The organism is Chloroflexota bacterium, assembly GCA_026708035.1.
Lineage (GTDB): Bacteria > Chloroflexota > UBA11872 > UBA11872 > UBA11872 > JAJECS01.
The window spans coordinates 15,867-35,135 of sequence record JAPOVQ010000018.1; the positions used below are offsets into that span (position 1 = coordinate 15,867).

Genomic DNA, 19,269 nt, shown 5'->3' on the forward strand with positions numbered 1-19,269 from the left:
GGGAGCCGCACGGGAGACGGGCTGGGTCGGGGGCATAGCGGTCGGTTCGTAGAATTGGGCATGCAGCGGCAGCCGCAATCGGACGAGCGTTCAGACCACGACGAACCGTCGACAGACGGGCTGAATCCGCAGCAGCGGACGGCGGTCGAGCACCTGGTCGGTCCGCTGCTCGTCTTTGCCGGCGCCGGGACGGGCAAGACGCGCGTCATCACGCACCGGGTGGCCAAGCTCGTCGCGCACGGAGTCGCCCCGTGGCACATCTTGGCGGTCACGTTTACCAACAAGGCGGCGAATGAGATGCGCGAGCGCATCATCGACCTTGTGGGACTCTCGGCGGGCGGCGTCAACGTCGGCACCTTCCACGGCCAGTGCCTGCGGATTCTGCGCCGTGACTTTCACCGCATCGGCTGGGAGTCGGAATTCTCGATCTACGACGCGACCGATCAGCTTCGGGCCGTCAAGCAGGCCATGTCGGACCTGGACATGCCGCTGAACACCATCAGCCCGCAGGCCGTGCGAAATGAAATCTCCCGCGCCAAGGACGAGCTGGCAACGCCGCACGAATATGCGGAGCGCGCCGACGGCTTCTTTCAGGAAACGACCGCCAGCATCTATCACCGCTACCAGCGCATCCTGCGGAATGCACAGGCGGTCGACTTCGGCGACATGATCGCCTACGCGGTTCGGATACTGCGCGAATCGCCGGAAGCGCGAACTGCCTACCACGACCGTTTCCGCTTCATCTTGGTTGACGAATACCAGGACACGAACCGCGCGCAGTACTACTTCGTTCGCGAGCTGGCCGCCGGTCACGGCAACGTCTGCGTGGTGGGCGACGACGACCAGAGCATTTACTCGTGGCGCGGCGCCGACATTCGCAACATCTTGGAATTCGAGAACCAGTTTCCGGCGGCGTCGGTGGTTCGGCTGGAGCGCAACTATCGCTCGACGAAGCGAATTCTCGCGGCGGCGAACGAGGTGATCTCGAAGCTCGCCACCCGCGCGCCAAAGACGCTGTGGACCGATCGGGACGACGGCGACGCGCTGGGCGTCATCGAGGCACTCGACGAGGACGACGAGGCGCAGCAGGTCCTCGAGGTCGTTCGCAAGCTGACCACGGATCAGCAGGTGGCCCGGCGCGATATCGCCATCATGTACCGCACGAACGCGCAGTCACGGGCCTTCGAAGAGCTGTTCGTGCGTCTGGGCGTGCCCTACCAGCTTGTCGGCGCAACGGAGTTCTACAACCGCAAGGAAGTGCGCGACGTCATGGCGTACCTGCGCGCGGTGGCGAATCCGCGCGACCTGCTGAGCTTCGAGCGCATCGCCAACGTGCCCCGGCGCGGGATCGGCGCCACTACGCTGAAAAGCCTGCGCGCGTGGGCCGAGCAGACGGGTCTGGCGCCCGGCGAGCTGGTGCGCTGGCTGGCGCAGCAGGCCGATGCGCCCGACGCCGTGCAAGCGGAGGCGCCGCTGGCCGGCCGGGCCCGCCGTGCGCTGACGGAGCTGGGTCGGGTCATGCGCAAGCTCGACACGCTGGCGACCGAGCTTCCAGTGGGCAGCCTCATCAACGCCGTCGTGCAGGAAACCGGCTACGACGACGTGCTGGACAACGACCCGGACCGTCCGGAAGAGCGCTGGGAGAACGTGGTCGAGCTGGCGGCCGCCGCCGGCAAGTACGACGAGTTCGAGCCCCGCGAAGGTCTGCAGCGCTTCCTCTACGAAGCGGCGCTCGTGTCCGAGGTCGACAACCTGGCCGAGCAATCGGAAGCGATCACCATGCTCACCTACCACGCCGCCAAGGGATTGGAGTTTGGCGTCGTGTTCATGACGGGAATGGAGGAGGAATTGTTTCCTCACATCAGGTCCCACGACGACCCGGATCAGATGGAGGAAGAGCGGCGCCTGGCCTACGTGGGCATCACCAGGGCACGGGACCGCCTCTTCATGTCCTATGCGCGGTTCCGGTCTGGGTGGGGTACTCCGGTGCGCTTTCCTTCGCGGTTTTTGAACGACATTCCGCAGGAGCACCTGGTCTACGAGCGTCGCCTGAATGAGCAGCCGGGCATTCCGTCCATTGGCCCGGTGAGCTCGCAGGCCGAGCCGCAGGCGCCCACGGAGCGTACGTTTCGGGACGGCCAGAAAGTGCGGCATCGCGTGTTCGGCGAGGGACTGGTCGTGGCCGGCAAGGTCACGCGCTTCGACGAAGAAGTGACGGTCATGTTCGAGACCGCCGGCCTCAAGCAGCTTGCCGTGAACCTCGCCAACCTGGAGGCCCTCAACTGAGCGGCGCGTTCACTGAATGGACGTTCATCTTCGACTTCGACGGCACGGTGAGCCCGGCGGACATGGGCCACGTGCTGTTCGACGCGCTGGCAACCCCTGAATGGCGGGTTATCGACGACCGTTGGATCCGACGTGAAATCCCGACCAGCGTGAGGGCTCGCGCCCAATTCGACCTGGTGGAGCCCGACCTCAGAGCGATGCACCGGCTCATCGACCGGCAGGCGGTCGATCCCGCGTTTCCCGCGTTGGCGCGAGGACTTCAACGCGCCGGCGCCGACGTGCGCATCGCCAGCGACGGCTTCGCGTTCTACATCAGCCGCATGCTGGCGGCAGCCGGTCTGGCCGATCTGCCGGTGGATTCGAATCGTCTCGAGGTGCGCGGCGGCGCCATCGTGCTCGGATTCCCGTACGAGCGGGACGGATGCGGGCACTGCGGCATGTGCAAGGCTCTGCCGGTGCGGTGGGCGAAGGCGCGCGGGCGTCGCGCGGTTTATGTGGGTGACGGCTACTCGGACCGCTGTGCGGTCACCGAGGCCGACGTGGTCTTCGCCAAGGACAGTTTGGCCGCTCACTGCCGGGCGAACGGCATTCCTTACCATGCCTTCGCGAGTCTTTCCGATGTTCAAGCCTGGGTGACCCACCGATCCGACACCGACACTCCCTACGGCTGACATGACCTTCCGCGAGCTTGCCGTCATCTTCGAGCGCCTGGATGAGATCAGCGCGCGCAACGCCATGATCGACATCCTGGCGGAGGTATACGGCGCGGTTGGGCCGGATGAAGCGGCGCAGGTGACCTACCTGATTCAGGGGCGATTGGTTCCCAAGTTCGTCGACCTCGAGTTCGGCGTGGCCAGTCGGCTCATGATCGAGGCGCTGGCGCTGGCGTTCGACCGGGACCGCGCAGAGATCGAGGCCGTGTCGCGAGAGACGGGCGATCTCGGCACGGCGGCGGAGCAACTGACGAGCCACGAGGGAGGCGATTTGTCGGTGGGCGAGGTCTTCGAGCGCCTGCGCGAGGTGGCCGAGGCCGAGGGACCAGGCTCCCAGGAACGCAAGGTGCAGGGAATCGCCGCCATCCTCCAGGAGCTGGACGCGCGCTCGAATCGCTACCTGCCGCGGATTCCGCTGGGCCGCCTGCGGCTGGGCGTGGGCGATCCCACGGTGATGGACGCGCTCTCGGTCGCCAAAGTGGGCGACAAATCCGAGCGCAAGGTGATCGAGCGCGCCTACAACCTGACCAGCGATCTGGGTCTGGTCGCGCACGACTACGTCGCCGAAGGCCGCGCCGCCATGGAAGCCGTTGACGTGCGCGTGGGCTATCCCGTGCGCATGGCCCAGGCCGAGCGCCTCTCGAGCGGCGCCGAGATCGTCGACAAGATCGGGCGCGCGGCGGTGGAGGCGAAGTTCGACGGCTTCCGGGTGCAGATTCACCGCAACGGGACGACGGTCAGCATCTACAGCCGGAACCTGGAGGACATGACGGGAATGTTCCCCGAGGTCACGGAATCCGTGCTGGCCCAAGTGCGCGCCGAACAGGCGATCTTCGAGGGCGAGGCGATGGGCGTGGACCCGGACAGCGGAGACTTCCTGCCCTTTCAGGTCACTGTGTCGCGCAAGCGCAAGCACGGCATCGAGGAAGCGGCGGCCACCATGCCCCTGACCGTGCAAGCGTTCGACGTGCTCTACGACGGCGAAGACGTGACCACGCTGCCGTTCAGCGCGCGGCGCGAGCGGCTCCAAGCGCTGATAGGGCCCGGCGAAGGCGTGGTGGTGTCAGAGGTGCTCGAAACCGAGGATCCGGAAGAAATCGATCGGTTCTTCGGCGCGCGCGTAGACGAGGGGCTCGAAGGCGTGCTGGCCAAGCGGCTGGATGCCCCCTATGAAGCGGGGAAACGCAACTTCAACTGGATCAAGCTCAAACGCAGCTACTCGGCGGCGCTCAACGACACGCTCGACTGCGTGCTGATCGGATACTGGCGCGGTCGAGGCAAGCGCGCCGCCTGGGGCATCGGGGCGCTGCTGAGCGCGGTGTGGGACCCCAAGAGCGAGACGTTCAAGACCATCGCGCGCATCGGCACCGGCTACTCGGACGAGGAATGGGTCCGAATCCGGGAGATGCTGGACGCCCACGCGGTGCCCGAGCAGCCGGCGTCCGTGGACTCGCACGTGACGCCGGACGTGTGGAGTACTCCCACCCATGTCGTCGAGGTGCTGGCCGATGAGATCACGCTGAGCCCCACCCACACCGCCGGTCGCAGCGAGACACAGCAGGGTATGGCGCTGCGCTTTCCGCGCGTGCTGAACTTCGTGCGCGAGGACAAGGACCCCACCGACGCCACGACGGTTGCCGAGGCGAGGGCCATGTTCGAGCAGCAGACGGGGAAGGCCGGCGGGGGCTAAGGTCGCTTTACCGTCCTCATCTGTCATTCCGAACGAACGTGAGGAATCTAAGGACGCTGCGCCGTTTCTCCTGCTCCCTAGATTCCTCGCTTTGCTCGGAATGACAGGGGAAGGGCCCGGTGGCCCGCGCTGCGTGCAGCGTGGGACCGGCCGTCCCCTCGCCCTATCCCTCTCCCCGCCGGAGAGGGGACCGGACTGGCTACGCCTACCGCTCCGGCTCGATCACGAGCGGGTGCTTGGGCTGGTAGATCCCGATCCAGGCGTCGCCGGGAACCTCGATCCGCGTGGCAATGCCCCACTCTTCTTCATGGATCGGTTCAATGAGCTTGACGCCCTTGGCTTGAAGCCGGGCCACCGTGGCGTGAATGTCGTCGCAGAGCAGGTGCAGCTCGTGGTCGCGGTCGCCGTCCTCCGGATGGAGCCCGACCTCCGTGGGCGGGAGCGCAAAGACGAGCCAACCGTCGCCGGCGTTGACCCAGGGAAACTCCAGCACGTCGCGAAAGAAGGCCCGCGCGGCCTCGGCGTCCTTGGTGAAGATCAGTGAGTGGACTCCGATGAACATTTGTAGTTCTCCGATTCGTCGGGCGGCGTTTCCATCTTGCCCGACGGCTGAATCCTAGCGGTGCCTGCCGCGGCTGGTTCAAGCTAGGCTGGACTCGCACGGCGGCATGGAGCGGCAGATGTCTCTTTCGGGCGGCTTCCGGCTCGACGGCCGCCGCGCGCTGGTCACCGGCGCCAGCCGCGGGATCGGGCGAGCCATCGCCGAGGCGTTCGCCGAGGCGGGCGCGGACGTGGCGCTGGCCGCGCGCACCGTGTCCGACCTCGAGACGGTTGCGGCGGCGGTCGAAGCACACGGCCGTACCGCGGTCGTGCTGCCACTGGACGTGCGTGACGTGGCTGCGGTCGAAGAGGCCATCGCCAAGGCCGGCGAAGCGCTGGGCGGGCTCGACATCCTGGTGAACAACGCGGGGGTCTACTTCCACGCCACTGTCGACGAGCTCACGCCGGAGCAGTTCCAACTGGTGCTCGATGTGAACCTGCGCGCCGTCGTGTTCGCCATGCAGGCGGCGCGACCGCTGATGCGGGCGGGCGGCGGCGGCGTGGTCATCAACATCAGCTCGGTCGCCGCGGAGAAGGGGGCGCCTAACGTCTATGGCGCCAGCAAAGCGGCGCTGGAGAGTTTCACCCGCGGCGCCGATCGCGACTGGGCGCTGGACAACATCCGCTGCGTGGCGATCGCGCCGGGAATGATCGACACGGACATGGAGGCGGAGGTGTTGGCCGACCCGGCGCGCATCGATCCGGTGATCGCGACCACCGCGCGCCGCCGCGTGGCCCAGCCGGGCGAAGTCGCCGCTGCCGCGGTCTTTCTGGCCTCACAAGCGGCCGATTTCATCAGCGGCGCCGTGCTCAACGTTGACGGCGGCCGCAGCGCGCACTACTAGCCATGAATGACGCCTTCTCGCTTGCCGGTCGCCGGGCGCTCGTCACAGGCGCCAGCCGTGGGATCGGACGCGGCATCGCCCTGGCGTTCGCCGAGGCCGGCGCCGACGTGGCCATCGCGGCGACGGACTCCCGGAAGCTGACCGAGGTCGCCGCCGAGGCGCTGCGTCATGGAGTTGCCGCACATCCGATAACCGTCAACCTCGCGGACGTCAGAGCCGTAATGGACATGGTTGACCAAGCTCGTTCCGCCATGGGTGGGCTGGACGTGCTGGTCAACAATGCGGCGGTCCACGGCGGTGATGCCGCCACGGACACCACCGTCGAGGAGTTCGAGCGCCTGGTGAATGTCAACCTGCGGGCGCCGGTGTTCGCGGCGCAGCGGGCGGGAACCTACATGCGGGCCGCGGGCGGCGGCGTGATCATCAACATCGGATCGACCGCCGCGGTGCGCGGACTGGGGGTCTACGGCGCGGTCAAGGCCGGGCTCGAGTCCTTCACCGACGGGCTGGCCCGAGCGTGGGGGCCTGACGGCATTCGCGTGGTTGCCATCCAGCCGGGACTCATCAGCACCGACGCGACGGCGTCCCTGGAGCAGGACGCGGAACGGCTCGAACGATTCCTGAGCCAAACGCACCTGCGGCGCATCGGCCAGCCGCGTGACGTGGCCGGCGCCGCCGTATTTCTGGCGTCGGACGCGGCCAGCTTCATCACGGGTGTCGTGCTTCCGGTTTCGGGTGGTCGCGTCTATAAGCTCTAGGCGGCCCAATGCCTATAATTCGGCTCGGTTCGCCCCACCCAATTCCCCCATGATCGACCGCGAGCAAGTGGTGCACGTCGCGGCCTTGGCGCGTCTGGCGCTCTCCGAGGCCGAGATCGACCGCATGCAGGCCGACCTGCAGCAAATCCTGCAGGCGTTCGAGGCGCTCAATGCGCTTGACGTTTCCGATGTATCGCCCACGGCGCAGGTGATTCCGCTGGCGACCGTCGAGCGACCCGATGCCACCGAGGCGCCGCTCTCGCGCGACGACGTGATGCGCAACGCGCCGCGAGTCGAGCGGGACCAGATTCGCGTTCCCGCCGTGCTGCCGGAGGACTAGCGGGCGTGCCTGACTGCCGGGTCGGCAGGGAGTCGCCACATGGCTGACGATCTCTTCCGGCTCACCGTCGCCGAAGCGGGGGACGCGCTGACGGCCGGCGACATCTCCTCGGTCGATCTCACTCGCAGCGTGCTGGATCGAATCGACGCCGTCGACGCGCGCACCGGCGCCTACTTGCTCGTGACCGCCGACGCCGCGCTGGCACAGGCCGCGGCGGCCGATGTGCGACGCGCGCGCGGAGAGGCTGGTCCGCTGCTGGGCATCCCGCTGGCGATCAAGGACGTGCTCTGCACCGACGGAGTCACGACAACCTGCGCCTCGCGCATTCTCGAAGGCTTCGTACCGCCCTACGACGCCACGGTCCTTGCGCGCCTCAAGGACGCCGGCGCCGTGCTCGTGGGAAAGACGAACATGGATGAGTTCGCCATGGGGTCGTCGAGTGAGAATTCGGGCTATCACCCGGTGCGCAATCCGTGGGACCTGTCCAGGGTGCCGGGGGGATCGAGTGGCGGATCGGCGGCAGCGGTGGCCGCGGACGAATGCCTGGCCGCGCTTGGCTCGGACACCGGCGGCAGCGTGCGTCAGCCCGCCGCGCTGTGTGGGTGCGTGGGCCTCAAGCCGACCTACGGTCGCGTGTCGCGCTATGGGCTGGTGGCGTTCGCGTCCTCGCTCGATCAGGTCGGTCCACTCACGAAGTCGGTACATGACGCCGCCGTTCTCCTCGCGGCCACCGCCGGACACGACCCGCGCGACGCCACGTCGCTGCCGGAGCCGGTGCCGGACTTCGCGGCGCAGCTCGCCGGCAATGTCGAGGGACTTCGCGTGGGCGTGGCGCCGGAGTACTTCGGTGAGGGCATTGACGCGGGCGTGGCCTCGGCGGTTGAGGGCGCGATCGCCGTGCTGGAAGCCAACGGCGCGGAGATTCGTGAGATCACGCTGCCCCACACCGAGTACGCGCTGCCGGTCTACTACGTCATCGCTCCCTCCGAGGCGAGCGCGAACCTGGCCCGCTACAACGGCGTGAAATATGGGCTGTCCGACCCGCAGGCCGTCGACGTGGACGAGATGATGGCCACGGTGCGCGCCCAGGGCTTCGGCGCCGAAGTCAAGCGACGCATCATGCTCGGAACGTTTGCGCTCTCGTCCGGCTACTACGACGCCTATTACCTGCGCGCCCAGAAGGTGCGCACCCTCATCAAGCAGGATTTCGACACGGCCTTCGAGTCGGTGGACGTGATCGCCGCACCGACCTCGCCGACCACCGCGTTCGAGCTCGGCGGGCGAACCGCCGATCCGCTGGCGATGTACCGCGCCGACGTGCTCACGCTGCCCGCGTCGCTCGCGGGCCTGCCAGCCATCAGCGTGCCGTGCGGCTTCGTGGATGGATTGCCGGCGGGCCTGCAGCTCATCGCTCCGCCGCTGCAAGAGGCACGCCTGCTGCGCGCGGCGGACGCCTATGAACGACTTCGGCCAGAGGCCCCGGCGCCGCGGCAGGCGGTGGAGGCATGACGGAGCAAGCCGGCTATCGCGTGGTCATCGGACTTGAGACTCACGTGCAGCTCAAAACCGCCAGCAAGATGTTCTGCCGCACCAGCGCGGCCTATGCCTCCGCGCCGCCGAACTCCTTGGTGTGCCCCGTATGCCTTGGAATGCCCGGCGTTTTGCCGGTGATCAATGCGGCCGCGGTCGATCTCACGATCATGACGGGCCTCGCCCTGCACAGCGAGATTCCGCCGCACGCCAAGTTCGACCGGAAGAACTATGCCTATCCGGATTTGATGAAGTGGTATCAGATTTCGCAATACGATCTGCCGCTGTGCGTCGGCGGCTGGCTGGAGATTGCCGCGACCGGCGAGACCCGGCGCATCCGCATCACTCGCGTTCACCTGGAAGAGGACACCGCCAAGCTGACGCACGTGGTCGGCGATGACGGCCAGCCGGCGAGTTTGATCGACTTGAATCGCTCTGGCGTGCCGCTGATGGAGATCGTCACCGAACCGGACATCACGAGCGCCGAGGAGGCGATGGCCTACGGCCTCAAGCTGCGCAACATCCTGCGCTGGCTCGGCGTGTCGACGGCCAACATGCAAGACGGCGCGCTGCGGATCGACGCCAACGTGTCCGTGTGGCCGATCGGCGCCGAGGTCGGCGATACAAAGGTCGAGGTCAAGAACATGAACTCTTTCCGGGCGCTGGGCCTGGCGCTGGACTACGAGATCGAACGCCAGATCGGCCTGTTGGAGCGCGGCGAGCGGCTGGAGCAGGAAACACGGGGTTGGGACGAGAGCGCCGCCCGCACCGTTTCCCAGCGCACGAAGGAGTACGCCCACGACTATCGCTACTTTCCGGAGCCCGACCTGCCGCCGCTTGAGATCACGCGCGAGCGGGTGCGGCGTCTGAGGGAGCGAATGCCGGAGCTTCCCGATGCCTTTCGGCAGCGCCTTGTGGCGGAACTTGGCGTGGCTGCGGCGGACGCCGACGAGCTAGTCGAGGACCGTGACCTCGCCGCCTACACCATGGACGTCATCGAGCGCCATGCCGGACCGGCGGCGGAAGTCGTGACCTGGGTGCTGCAGGACGTGCGGCGGCTGCTCAACGCGCGGGAGCTGGAGTCTCAAGCCATCCCCATTTCCGGGGCCGAGATGGCGGAGCTGCTGGCGCTGAGAGCCAAGGGCGATCTCAGCAGCACGATGGCCGGCACGGTGCTCGAGGAGATATTCGCCACCGGAAAGTCATTGGAAGAGGTTGTGGCCGCGCGTGGCCGACAGATCAGCGATACCGATGCGTTGGCGGAAATCGCCCGCGAGGTCATGGCCGCCAACCCGCAAGCGGTTGCGGACTACCATGCGGGGAAGGACCGCGCGGTTCAATTTCTGATGGGCCAGGTCATGCGACGCACGCGAGGCCAGGCAAATCCGGGCAAGGTGACCGAGTTGCTGCGCGCGGAGCTGGGCCGTGACAGCGGCGAATGAAGTGGGAATGGGCGCTATGAACGCGACGCACTCGACCGGCCCCGAACCCAGCGCCTACGAAACGGCGCTGCGCCAGTATGACGAGGCGGCGGAGCTTCTCGGGCTGGACGCCGACGTGCGTGAGATTCTGCGCCGCCCAAAGCGTGAATTGGTCGTCAACTTTCCCGTGGAGATGGACGACGGCGGGATCCGCATGTTTCGCGGATACCGCGTGCACCACAACATCACGCGAGGTCCGGCCAAGGGCGGCATTCGCTACCACCCGCTGGCCGATCTCGACGAAGTGCGCGCCCTGGCCATGTGGATGACGTGGAAGTGCGCCGTCATGAACCTGCCCTACGGCGGCGCCAAGGGCGGCGTCGAGGTCGATCCGCGCGGGCTCAGCTCGGCGGAGCTCGAAAATCTGACGCGACGCTATGCCAGTGAGATCGCCGTTCTCATCGGGCCGGAATTCGATATCCCGGCGCCGGACATGGGGACCAATGCTCAGGTCATGGCGTGGATCATGGACACCATATCAATGCACGCCGGCCACTCGATTCCCGCCGTCGTCACCGGCAAACCGGTGGTCGTCGGCGGGTCGGAAGGACGGGCATCGGCCACGTCCCGAGGCATGCTCGAAGTCACCCTGGCGATGCTGAAGCGCGAGGGGCGCGATCCACGCGGCCTGCGAGTGGCGGTTCAGGGCGCGGGAAATGTTGGGATGGGCGCGGTGCGGCTCTTCCACGAAGCCGGCTTCACCATTGTCGCCGTGAGCGATAGCGAGGGCGGCGCCATTCGCGAAACGGGGCTCGATGTGCCTGCCGTCGTGCGCCACGGCGCTGCCGGCGGACTGATGAAAGACCTGCCCGACGCCGACCGGATCAGCAATCGCGAGCTGCTCGAGCTTCCCGTGGACATTCTGGCGCCGGCGGCCATCGAGGGGCAGCTCACGGCCGCCAACGCTTCACAAGTCAAGGCCTCGATGATTGTCGAAGGCGCCAACGGCCCGACGACGCCGGCGGCGGATCTGGAGTTCGCCGATCGCGGGATCACCGTGATCCCGGACATCCTGGCCAACGCCGGCGGCGTGACGGTGTCCTATTTCGAGTGGGTGCAGGACCTGCAGCAGTTCTTCTGGACCGAAGCCGAGATCAACGAACGATTGGGCCGCCAGATGCGGGACGCGCTCGAGAGCGTCGCCGCCACCGCCGCGGAGGCGGGGGTCAACTTGCGCCAGGCGGCTCACATGCTGGCCATATCCCGCGTGGCCGAGGCCACGCGGCTGCGGGGGGTTTACCCGTAGCAGCGCCGGTTCCGGCTGCCTGAACTAGTTGGCCGCGCCGTCGCGCACGGCCTGCCACGAGAATGGGCGGCCATCGTCAAAGACGGCCCCAACGTCCGCGAACGCGTCGCGCCCTTCGTCGGCGGGGTTGTAGAGCCGTGTCGGCGAGTTGAGGAGCACGGCGGCCTCGTCGCCAACGACCATGAAGCCGTGGTGGACGAGGCGCGGAATCAGGACGCAGTGCTGCGCGTCGTCGCCGGAGATTTCTCCGAGCGGCAGCAAATCGAGCGTCCCGCGCGTCGGCGATTCGGTCCGGCCGTCCCACAGGGCAAGCACGATTGAACCGGCCGCCACGATGAAGCGGTCTTCCTGGTGCCGATGCACATGCCATTCGTCCTCGTCGCGGGCCAGTCCGGCCGGGGTGACCGAGTAGTAGGTTTGCGCAAACGCCCGCGTGTCCGGGTCGTAGATGTCGGGCCAATCGGTTCGAAGGATCTCGACAAGGGTTCCTGATTCGTCCCGATTGACCCTCAGCGGCCGTGCGACCGCATCATGGATCCGGAGGTGAAACCGCACCGGTCTCCTCGCTCTCCACGCCTGGCGATGCAGTGTAGGTGAACTCAGCCCGCCTCCGGACGGCGTGGAAATGTTTTGACATTTGTCGGGCGGCGGAGTGCTAGCATGCACAGGCGACTTTGAGGACGGGTCAGGCACTGATGCCTCGCACGAGTCCGAGCCCCGCGACGCGGATGTCGTACCAACGACGGCAGCGCGTCCGGGACACCGCCATGAGCATGGCAAACACCATTGGCGCCAAGTATTCGGATTTGCGCGTCACCATCGACATGGAGAGCGTGGACGGCGAGGACGCGTTCGTCTGGATCGAGGTGTTGCGGGGACTGCGTCCGGCGGAACTCCCCACGTTCATTGACCGTCTGGCGCGGCAGTGCGCCCGCCGTACCGGCTTTTGGATCGTGCCGCGGATCGTCAGCACGAGTATCGAGTCGCAGCCGGAATTGCGTCTGCGGCCGCGTGTCGGCTCCGCTCGACCGTCCGTGACTTAGCGGCTAGTGCTCTAGCTCGTCGATAGCAACTCGCCGGCCGGCGGCGTGCGACTCATAGGCGGCATGCACAATCTCAACCGCCCGGCGTCCGACATCCCCCGGCGATGAGTTGGAGTCCGTGAGCCCCAACGTCAGCTCCACCAGTTCGTGGGGCGGTCCGTCACAGCGATAGGCCCCATCGTCCGCGCCAACGGCGAGCTCTTGATTGACCCCATCGTCCCGGAATACGGCTAGCCGCGCCCGGTCGATGTCGTAGAGCAGCGCGCCCTCGCTGCCGAAAATGCGCAGGTCGAGTTGGAAGCGCCCGCCCACCGGAACCGCGGCCGTGCCCGAAACCGACGCCAGGGCGCCGCCGCGAAAGTGCACCGTCAGGGCGTTGTGCAGATCGATTCGCGCGCCGCCATCCGCCATGGCCGCGTACACAGCCTCGGGTTCGAGGTCCGTGAGCCAGGTGAGCAAACCGAGGGCGTGGCTGAGCTGCGCCTGGCCGTAGCCCCCTTGGGAAAGCTCGGGGTCCGTGTAGTTGTCGAACTCCGGCGCCACCAACGGCGGCTCGCCGAAGCGGAAGGCCGTGCCCATGAAGAATTCCTTCGACGGCGACCCCATGTGACAGGCCACGTGCTCGACTTCACCCACCGCGCCGCTGTCCATCAGTTCCTTGGCGCGCACGGTGAGCGGACGGTGATGCCAGCCGTACGACACCAGCAGATGCCGTCCGGCGTTGCGTGCCAGCGCGACCAGGCGACGCGCGTCCCCGGCGCGTGTGCACATGGGCTTCTCGACGAGGACGTGGCAGCCCGCCTGCAGCGCCGCGGCGGCATGAGCGAAGTGGTGGCGATGCGGCGAGGCCACGACGACTGCGTCGAGGTTGTGGCTCAGGAGGTCACTCACGTCCGGCGTTGCGTGTTCGAATCCGAAGTGCCGCTGCACCCGCGCGAGCACCGCGGCGTCGAGGCCGCACGCGGCCACCATCTCGACGTCGTTGCGCGCGGCCAGGAGCGGCATGTGGTTGGTGGTGGCCCACCAGCCCGCCCCAATGAATCCGATGCGGGCCTTGCGGCTTGGATGCTGGGGCCGGCGTGCGGCCTCCGCGATCATCTCGTCGGAGAGAATTCCGACGTCCGTGTACTGGGCCTCGTCGGCCGGCGTATCCGGCCCAGACTCACCGGTCATGCTGCGCCAATCTCCTTCGTGTCGGCCCGGGCGCTGTTGGCTGGTTCATGGACGAATGGCGTCCAGCGCCTGCCGCTGCTCGGCGGTGAACGACCAGCCCACGGCGCCGCACAGCTCGTCCACCCGTTGGGGCCGCTCGGTCTTGGGGATGGCCATTACCCGGTCGTGGTCCAGCAGCCAGCGGATCGCGACTTGCGCCGGGGTCTTGCCGGCCTCGTCAGCGACCTGCCGGACGACCGTGGATCCGGGTCCGGAAACGACCCGCCCCAGCGCCAGCGGCGCAAAGGCGATGACGGTAATGTCGTTCGCTTGGCAGTACGGCAAGACTTCGGCCTCGATCCGCCGATCGAGGACGCTGTAGGGGACTTGGTTCGCGACGAGCGGGGAGCTCTCCAGGGCGTCCTGGGCGTCCGCCATTTGCTGAACGTCGAAGTTGCTCACGCCGATGTGGCGAATCACGCCGTCGGCGACCAGTTGCTCCATCGCGGCCATGGTCTCGGTGATCGGAATCGTCGCGCTGGGCGAGTGAATCTGGTAAAGATCGATGACGTCGATGCCGAGTCGCTCGCGGCTGGCAAGCGCGTGCGATATCACGCAGTCATGCCTCAGGTTCTGCGCGCTGATCTTGGTGGCCACGAAGGCGGACGCGCCGGCCTCCCGCAGCTCGCGGCAGACGATGCGCTCGGCGGCGCCCGGCTCGTCGCCAACGGCGTTGTACGACTCGGCCGTGTCGATGAGGTTCGCGCCGAGCTCGATTGCGCGACCCAGCACCCCCGGCTCGCCGTGATAGCGGGCAGTACCGAACCCGATGCTCGGGATCAATTCGTCGGTGGGCCCGAGGGGGACGTATTCCATGAGAATCTCACTCGTCCATTTGGCCGCAGGCTCCCAGTGTAAGTCGGGGAGTTCGCTGGAGTCGCAGTTCTTGGCGTCGTCGGACAAGTGACGCGCCCGAACTTCCGCTACGGCTTGTCCGAATACACCTCGGAGTCGGGGAAGAAGTTGAACCAGCCGAACCAGTAGGCGAGATGGCCGGGCAGGCGTTCGAGGCGCTCACCGCTCGGTCCGAGCAGGGCGTCCTCGGCGACTTGCCAGACGGCGCCGTTCCCGTCGAGCAGCGTTTGCGGGTCGTTGCCCGCGATGAAGTCGAGGCTTCCCCCGTCGTAGGCCCGAACTTCGGCGCCTGCCGGCCAGATTGCCGGGGCGCCGAGAGTGCGGTCGCGGCCCTGACCCTTGAGATTGCCGCGCGGCGCCATGATCACCACGCGTTGACCCCCGAGCTCATCGTTCACGACGACTCGCTCCGTCAGCAGCTTGGTCGGGTAGGCGCGCCGCATTCCATTGATGGTGAGACCGAACACTCGGTCCTTGGTGCGCAGCTCCGGGCTGTCGAACGGCACGGGGAAACGCGTCTCCGGACTGGCGAAATAGGCGCCGTATGCGGCGCCGGGCGTATAGATACGCGCGTATCCGGTTTCAATATCGAGTGCCGGCGAGCCGGGGTGCTGCGCCGTCCAATCGGCCCACGTAGAGACGACGACCGGCAGGATGTTGAGCTGAATGTCGCTCGTCGCGAGGGGCCCGAGCACCGGCTCGCCGCTCAGTTGATTCCACAGTGATCTGGTGTTGCGGTCGTACATCAGCTTGTTGCTGCGCATGAGCAGGCCGGACGTGCCGAACGTGAACACCGTGTCGCCGACCCGGCCGTCAAACAGCACCCCGGCGCCGCACAGCGTGCAATAGGCCAGCGAGACGGGGACTCCGCCCACGACGTCGTTGGCCATCTCGTGCCAGTCGAGGATTCGCAAGGGATACGCCCGATGGTCGCCATTGATGGACACGCCGAAGAGCAGGTCATCGGGCTCGAGATAGTCGACGTCCGCCGCGGGGCGGAAGGCCGGGTTCTCCAAGGGTGGGATGCCGTCCACCCGCACGCCGCCCCAGAGGACTTCCTCGGAGCGAATCTTGCCCGGGTCCTCTCCTTGGAAGAACTCGGTCATGCGCGAATCGATGGCTCCTAGCAGCCAGCCCTTCCACTGCGCGAACCCTGGGGGCGCTTGCAGGTCGGACTTTGCGTACCACTCCGCCCATCCCGAGACATAGATGAACACCTGGCCGGTGAGCGCCTTGAGAGCGCCCAAGACGCCGGGGACGCCGGGTCCCTGGATGATGGCCAATTCGTTGAATCGAATGAGCTCGATGAGCACGGCGACAAACCGCTCGTCGCCGGACGCCACAATTGCGTCGACGATTGCCTTGGTGCGGGGCCTGTTCCGACGGTCCAACAGCCCATAGAGCAGCACGTCCACGTCGGCGTCGTCGAACGGCGGTTCGGGGATCGGTGCGTCGGTAATTGGTGTCGGCGCCGCCGTGGCAGTCGGTGGCGGCGTCGGTTCGGGGGCGGCCGTCGCCTTGGGTGGGGGAGTGGCGCGCGTGACCTCAGGCGCCGGGGAGACCGCGGGTTGAGCATCGGCCGTGCGCGTTGGCGGCAGGCGGCTTTCGGTGACGGTGGAATCGTCGTCGCAGGCTGCTAGCGCCAGCGCCGCGGAAGCGCCCACGGCGCCCAGCAGCACGTGGCGGCGGTTGATCGTAGGGCGCCTGCCACGGGGCAGGGGACGATCCGGTGAAATCCGAAAATCCCTCGAAGTCAATCCAACGTCATTGAAGCTCACTACGTGTGGCAAGTCTGGACGGTTTCCTCGCTTGTGGCGAATTGGCGGCGTTTCCTGCCATGCTGGTCGGCAGCCTCGCGCCCAACGCTCCAGGAACACCCATGCCCGAGCCCGACATCATCGACGCGCACGTTCACGTCTGGAGCGCCGACACCGCGCGGTTTCCGTTCGCGCCGGGCTTTGGACCCGAGGACCTGTGGTTTCCCAGCTTCGACGGCGCGGAGCTGGCGGCCCGCGGCGAGCCCGCAGGCGTGGGCCGGTTCAACCTGGTGCAGATGACCTGGTACGGCCTCGACCACTCGTACATCGTCGATCTCATCCAGCGCGACCCACGGCGCTTCGCGGGCACGGGGATCGTGCCCGCCATCGTGGACGTCGGTCTGCCGGAACCCGACCGCGCGATGCAAGCGCTGGCCCAGCAGGGCATTCGAGCATTTCGGGTGCGGGGACAATCGACACGCCCGGATGTGCCCGGAGGCGAGCAATGGCTTGACCATCCGGCGTTCGAGGCGATGTTTCGAATGTCGGCGGCAGACGACCTGCCGCTCAGCTTTCTGTGCGGGGCGGCCGACTTACGGGAGATCGATCGGATGTGCGCCCGGCACGGCGATGCGCCGGTGATCCTGGACCACCTGGCGCGCCTTGGACCGGCTACGGGGGCCACGGCCGAGGACGTGGATGCGCTATGCGCCGTGGCCCGCCACCCGCGGGCGATGGTGAAGGTGAGTGCGTTTGGCGCGCTGAGCCTGGACGGACCGCCGTATCTGGATATGTTGGCCATAGTTCGCCGGGTGCTCGACGCGTACGGGCCGGAGCGGTGCATGTGGGCCAGCGACAGCCCCTTGCAGACGGTGCCTCCGCATACCTATGAGACGTCGATCGGCCTGTTGGCCGAGCACGCAGACTTCCTCAGCGACGGCGACCTTGCCCAGCTGTTGCACGGCACGGCCGAGCGCGTGTTTTGGCCTGATTGATGGGTTTCGGCGCCCCAGTCATGAGGCACAATCGCCCGAGGTGACGGATTGGAGGCCAACGGTGGCAGGTGAATTTGACGGTCGCGTGGCCCTGGTTACGGGCGCGGCCCGGGGCATGGGACGAGCGATAGCGGAGCTCTTGGCGGCGCGCGGCGCGCGGGTAGCCGTGAACGACCTGAATCCGGAAGCGACGGCCGCGACGGCCCAGGCCTGCGGAGTCGAGTCGCTGGCAGTCCCCGGCGACGTCTCCGATCGGGACCGGGTGCGCGCCATCGTGGCGGAGGTGGCCGACCACTACGGGCGATTGGACGTGCTCGTCAACAACGCCGGCGTCGCCTTTCACCGCAAGATTCACGAGATCACCGATGACGAATGGTCGTTGGTGTTCGCGGTGAACGTGCAGGCGGTGTTCACGTTCATTCAAGCCGCGATGGAACCGATGGCCGCCAACGGCTACGGACGCATCGTCAACTTCTCGTCGACGGCGGGCAAGAACGTCAGCACGGTGGCAGGCGCCCACTACACGGCATCCAAGGCGGCGGTTCTGGGCATCAACCGTGCGGCGGCTCTGGAGCTTGCGGTGCACGGGATCACCGTCAACGCGGTGTGCCCGGGCATGATCGACACGCAGATGATCAAGGACGCTTGGCCCCAGGACCGCATCGACGCGTATATCCCATCCATTCCATTGCAGCGTCTCGGTCAGCCGTCGGAGGTGGCGGAGCTTGTGGCGTTTCTGGCATCCGAGCGCGCCGGCTACATCACCGGTGCGGCGGTTGACATAACCGGTGGGGAGTTGATGGTATGAGGGCCGGCGGCGTCGACGCGTGAGTCACTGGCGCGCCGCGGACGAAATCCAGGCCCGGTTGCGCGGGCCGGTGAATCCATTGCCGACCAAGTTCACACCGGATGGTGAGATCGACCCGGACGGCATGCGCGCCACTATCGACATCTCGCTCGACGCCGGCGTCGAGGTCATCATGCTCACCTGGGGCGAGGGGCTGGTGTCGTTGCTCACCGACGACGAGGTCGCCGAGATTCACCGCATCGTGATCGATCACGTCGGGCGGCGCGCGGTCACCATCGCCTGTGACGCGATGTGGGGGCTCAACAAGGCGCGCGAGTTCGCGGCACATGTGGACGACCTGGGCTTCGACCTGTACATGGCCCGCCCGGCCGAGTGGGCGCGAGGCACGCCCGAGTCGCTGGCGGATTGGTACCGCGACGTGTCGCAGCAAACGCGCGTGATGTTCGTGGGCGACGTGCCGCTGCGCACCTGCGAGCTGGTCGAGAACGAGCCGAACCTCCTGGCGTTCAAGGAGGACATCGACCTTGCCTACGCCCACGAGGTGTTGATGCGCTGGGGCGACCGCTGGCCGATGACCGGCGGCGGCGGGATGAAGCGCCACCACCTGCTGTGGCCTCACGGATGCCGCTCATGGCTGGATGTGTTCGTGCGCTCCTATCCGGAGCCGGCGATGACCTATTGGGACGCGCTGCAGCGGGGCGACGACGCCACGGCGTGGGCAACCATCGAGCGTTCCGAGTTGGCGATCGGTCCGCTGGTGGCCGCGTGTCGGGTCGGCGGCAACGGCTTCTTTGCGTCCATGGGCGAGGCGCATGGCGTATCGCCGCGCTGGCGGCGCTCTCCGGCGCCGAACCTCACCGACGAGGAGATCGCCGACCTGTGCGAGGCGCTGCGGGCACTGAATCTGGCCTGATGTCCGTGTCCGCCGGCTTGCATCCGACGCGCCCTTGACCGCGCGGCGACGACTGGCGCGAGTGGCGCGCCCGAGTTTGGTCGTTACTGGGCTTTTGTGTCTCCCCTGGCTCGCCCTGTTGGGTTGGTTGACCAGCGTTGCGTGGTTCATCACCGACGACGCCTTCATCAGCTTTCGCTATGTCCGCAACCTCCTCG

General features: G+C 67.1%; 18 protein-coding genes. 13 read left to right on the top strand and 5 right to left on the bottom strand.

Translation table 11 applies throughout. From position 1 onward, the window contains the following. The first annotated feature begins 60 nt into the window (after positions 1-60). Genes OXG33_08550 through OXG33_08560 form a run of 3 tightly spaced genes read left to right on the top strand, consistent with a single transcriptional unit; the run spans position 61 to position 4,689 of the window. A complete protein-coding gene (locus OXG33_08550) occupies positions 61-2,286 on the top strand; it encodes a UvrD-helicase domain-containing protein (protein MCY4113972.1) in 2,226 nt (741 codons plus the stop codon). Between the two features lie 26 nt (positions 2,287-2,312). Next, positions 2,313-2,957 (top strand): MtnX-like HAD-IB family phosphatase, encoded by a 645-nt coding sequence (locus tag OXG33_08555; protein ID MCY4113973.1) that lies wholly within the window; start codon positions 2,313-2,315, stop codon positions 2,955-2,957. 1 nt (position 2,958) lies between these two features. Continuing rightward, positions 2,959-4,689, top strand: a complete 1,731-nt coding sequence (locus OXG33_08560; protein MCY4113974.1) for an ATP-dependent DNA ligase — start codon at positions 2,959-2,961, stop codon at positions 4,687-4,689. Between the two features lie 205 nt (positions 4,690-4,894). On the opposite strand, the gene OXG33_08565 is transcribed toward OXG33_08560, so the two are convergent. Beyond that, positions 4,895-5,251: an extradiol dioxygenase gene (locus tag OXG33_08565; GenBank protein ID MCY4113975.1), complete on the bottom strand. Its 357-nt coding sequence runs from the start codon at positions 5,249-5,251 to the stop codon at positions 4,895-4,897. A 118-nt stretch (positions 5,252-5,369) separates the two neighbouring features. Here OXG33_08565 and OXG33_08570 point away from each other — a divergent pair, with 118 nt between their 5' ends. Genes OXG33_08570 through OXG33_08595 form a run of 6 tightly spaced genes read left to right on the top strand, consistent with a single transcriptional unit; the run spans position 5,370 to position 11,489 of the window. Next, positions 5,370-6,134, top strand: a complete 765-nt coding sequence (locus OXG33_08570) for a glucose 1-dehydrogenase (protein MCY4113976.1) — start codon at positions 5,370-5,372, stop codon at positions 6,132-6,134. Positions 6,135-6,136: 2 nt separating this feature from the next. Further along, a complete protein-coding gene (locus OXG33_08575) occupies positions 6,137-6,892 on the top strand; it encodes a glucose 1-dehydrogenase (GenBank protein MCY4113977.1) in 756 nt (251 codons plus the stop codon). A gap of 49 nt (positions 6,893-6,941) precedes the next feature. Beyond that, the gene (gene gatC / locus OXG33_08580; GenBank protein MCY4113978.1) at positions 6,942-7,232 is read left to right on the top strand and encodes an Asp-tRNA(Asn)/Glu-tRNA(Gln) amidotransferase subunit GatC; all 291 of its coding nucleotides are present in this window, start codon (positions 6,942-6,944) and stop codon (positions 7,230-7,232) included. Between the two features lie 39 nt (positions 7,233-7,271). Then, positions 7,272-8,741 carry an Asp-tRNA(Asn)/Glu-tRNA(Gln) amidotransferase subunit GatA gene (gatA, locus tag OXG33_08585; protein MCY4113979.1) on the top strand — a complete coding sequence of 490 codons (1,470 nt, stop codon included), beginning with the start codon at positions 7,272-7,274 and terminating at the stop codon, positions 8,739-8,741. Next, entirely contained in the window at positions 8,738-10,204 is a 1,467-nt protein-coding gene (gatB, locus tag OXG33_08590; protein MCY4113980.1) for an Asp-tRNA(Asn)/Glu-tRNA(Gln) amidotransferase subunit GatB, read from the top strand. Before gatA ends, gatB begins: the two co-directional genes overlap by 4 nt. Positions 10,205-10,220: 16 nt before the next feature. Continuing rightward, positions 10,221-11,489: a Glu/Leu/Phe/Val dehydrogenase gene (locus OXG33_08595; protein ID MCY4113981.1), complete on the top strand. Its 1,269-nt coding sequence runs from the start codon at positions 10,221-10,223 to the stop codon at positions 11,487-11,489. Positions 11,490-11,513: 24 nt separating this feature from the next. On the opposite strand, the gene OXG33_08600 is transcribed toward OXG33_08595, so the two are convergent. Further along, positions 11,514-12,044 (bottom strand): dTDP-4-dehydrorhamnose 3,5-epimerase family protein, encoded by a 531-nt coding sequence (locus OXG33_08600; protein ID MCY4113982.1) that lies wholly within the window; start codon positions 12,042-12,044, stop codon positions 11,514-11,516. 212 nt (positions 12,045-12,256) lie between these two features. Here OXG33_08600 and OXG33_08605 point away from each other — a divergent pair, with 212 nt between their 5' ends. Beyond that, on the top strand, positions 12,257-12,532 hold the full coding sequence (locus OXG33_08605) for a hypothetical protein (GenBank protein MCY4113983.1): 276 nt from the start codon (positions 12,257-12,259) through the stop codon (positions 12,530-12,532). 3 nt (positions 12,533-12,535) lie between these two features. On the opposite strand, the gene OXG33_08610 is transcribed toward OXG33_08605, so the two are convergent. The 3 genes from OXG33_08610 to OXG33_08620 all read right to left on the bottom strand — a co-directional run bounded on the left by OXG33_08610 (position 12,536) and on the right by OXG33_08620 (position 16,278). Further along, a complete protein-coding gene (locus tag OXG33_08610) occupies positions 12,536-13,705 on the bottom strand; it encodes a Gfo/Idh/MocA family oxidoreductase (GenBank protein MCY4113984.1) in 1,170 nt (389 codons plus the stop codon). A gap of 45 nt (positions 13,706-13,750) precedes the next feature. Continuing rightward, on the bottom strand, positions 13,751-14,560 hold the full coding sequence (locus OXG33_08615) for an aldo/keto reductase (protein MCY4113985.1): 810 nt from the start codon (positions 14,558-14,560) through the stop codon (positions 13,751-13,753). 107 nt (positions 14,561-14,667) lie between these two features. Next, positions 14,668-16,278, bottom strand: a complete 1,611-nt coding sequence (locus OXG33_08620) for a DUF3179 domain-containing protein (GenBank protein ID MCY4113986.1) — start codon at positions 16,276-16,278, stop codon at positions 14,668-14,670. 158 nt (positions 16,279-16,436) lie between these two features. Here OXG33_08620 and OXG33_08625 point away from each other — a divergent pair, with 158 nt between their 5' ends. From OXG33_08625 to OXG33_08635, 3 genes are all read left to right on the top strand, one after another. After that, complete coding sequence (locus OXG33_08625; protein ID MCY4113987.1) at positions 16,437-17,351, top strand: amidohydrolase family protein; 915 nt, start codon at positions 16,437-16,439, stop codon at positions 17,349-17,351. 61 nt (positions 17,352-17,412) lie between these two features. Continuing rightward, entirely contained in the window at positions 17,413-18,159 is a 747-nt protein-coding gene (locus tag OXG33_08630) for an SDR family NAD(P)-dependent oxidoreductase (protein ID MCY4113988.1), read from the top strand. Positions 18,160-18,178: 19 nt separating this feature from the next. Further along, entirely contained in the window at positions 18,179-19,072 is an 894-nt protein-coding gene (locus OXG33_08635; GenBank protein ID MCY4113989.1) for a dihydrodipicolinate synthase family protein, read from the top strand. Positions 19,073-19,269: the final 197 nt, after the last annotated feature.

Coding starts and splice junctions, on each gene's coding strand:
- OXG33_08575 (MCY4113977.1), top strand. CDS start 6,137: ATGAATGACGCCTTCTCGCTTGCCGGTCGCCGGGCGCTCGTCACAGGC.
- gatB (MCY4113980.1), top strand. CDS start 8,738: ATGACGGAGCAAGCCGGCTATCGCGTGGTCATCGGACTTGAGACTCAC.
- OXG33_08560 (MCY4113974.1), top strand. CDS start 2,959: ATGACCTTCCGCGAGCTTGCCGTCATCTTCGAGCGCCTGGATGAGATC.
- OXG33_08570 (MCY4113976.1), top strand. CDS start 5,370: ATGTCTCTTTCGGGCGGCTTCCGGCTCGACGGCCGCCGCGCGCTGGTC.
- OXG33_08605 (MCY4113983.1), top strand. CDS start 12,257: ATGAGCATGGCAAACACCATTGGCGCCAAGTATTCGGATTTGCGCGTC.
- OXG33_08595 (MCY4113981.1), top strand. CDS start 10,221: ATGAACGCGACGCACTCGACCGGCCCCGAACCCAGCGCCTACGAAACG.
- OXG33_08565 (MCY4113975.1), bottom strand. CDS start 5,251: ATGTTCATCGGAGTCCACTCACTGATCTTCACCAAGGACGCCGAGGCC.
- gatC (MCY4113978.1), top strand. CDS start 6,942: ATGATCGACCGCGAGCAAGTGGTGCACGTCGCGGCCTTGGCGCGTCTG.
- OXG33_08615 (MCY4113985.1), bottom strand. CDS start 14,560: ATGGAATACGTCCCCCTCGGGCCCACCGACGAATTGATCCCGAGCATC.
- OXG33_08550 (MCY4113972.1), top strand. CDS start 61: ATGCAGCGGCAGCCGCAATCGGACGAGCGTTCAGACCACGACGAACCG.
- gatA (MCY4113979.1), top strand. CDS start 7,272: ATGGCTGACGATCTCTTCCGGCTCACCGTCGCCGAAGCGGGGGACGCG.
- OXG33_08625 (MCY4113987.1), top strand. CDS start 16,437: ATGCTGGTCGGCAGCCTCGCGCCCAACGCTCCAGGAACACCCATGCCC.
- OXG33_08610 (MCY4113984.1), bottom strand. CDS start 13,705: ATGACCGGTGAGTCTGGGCCGGATACGCCGGCCGACGAGGCCCAGTAC.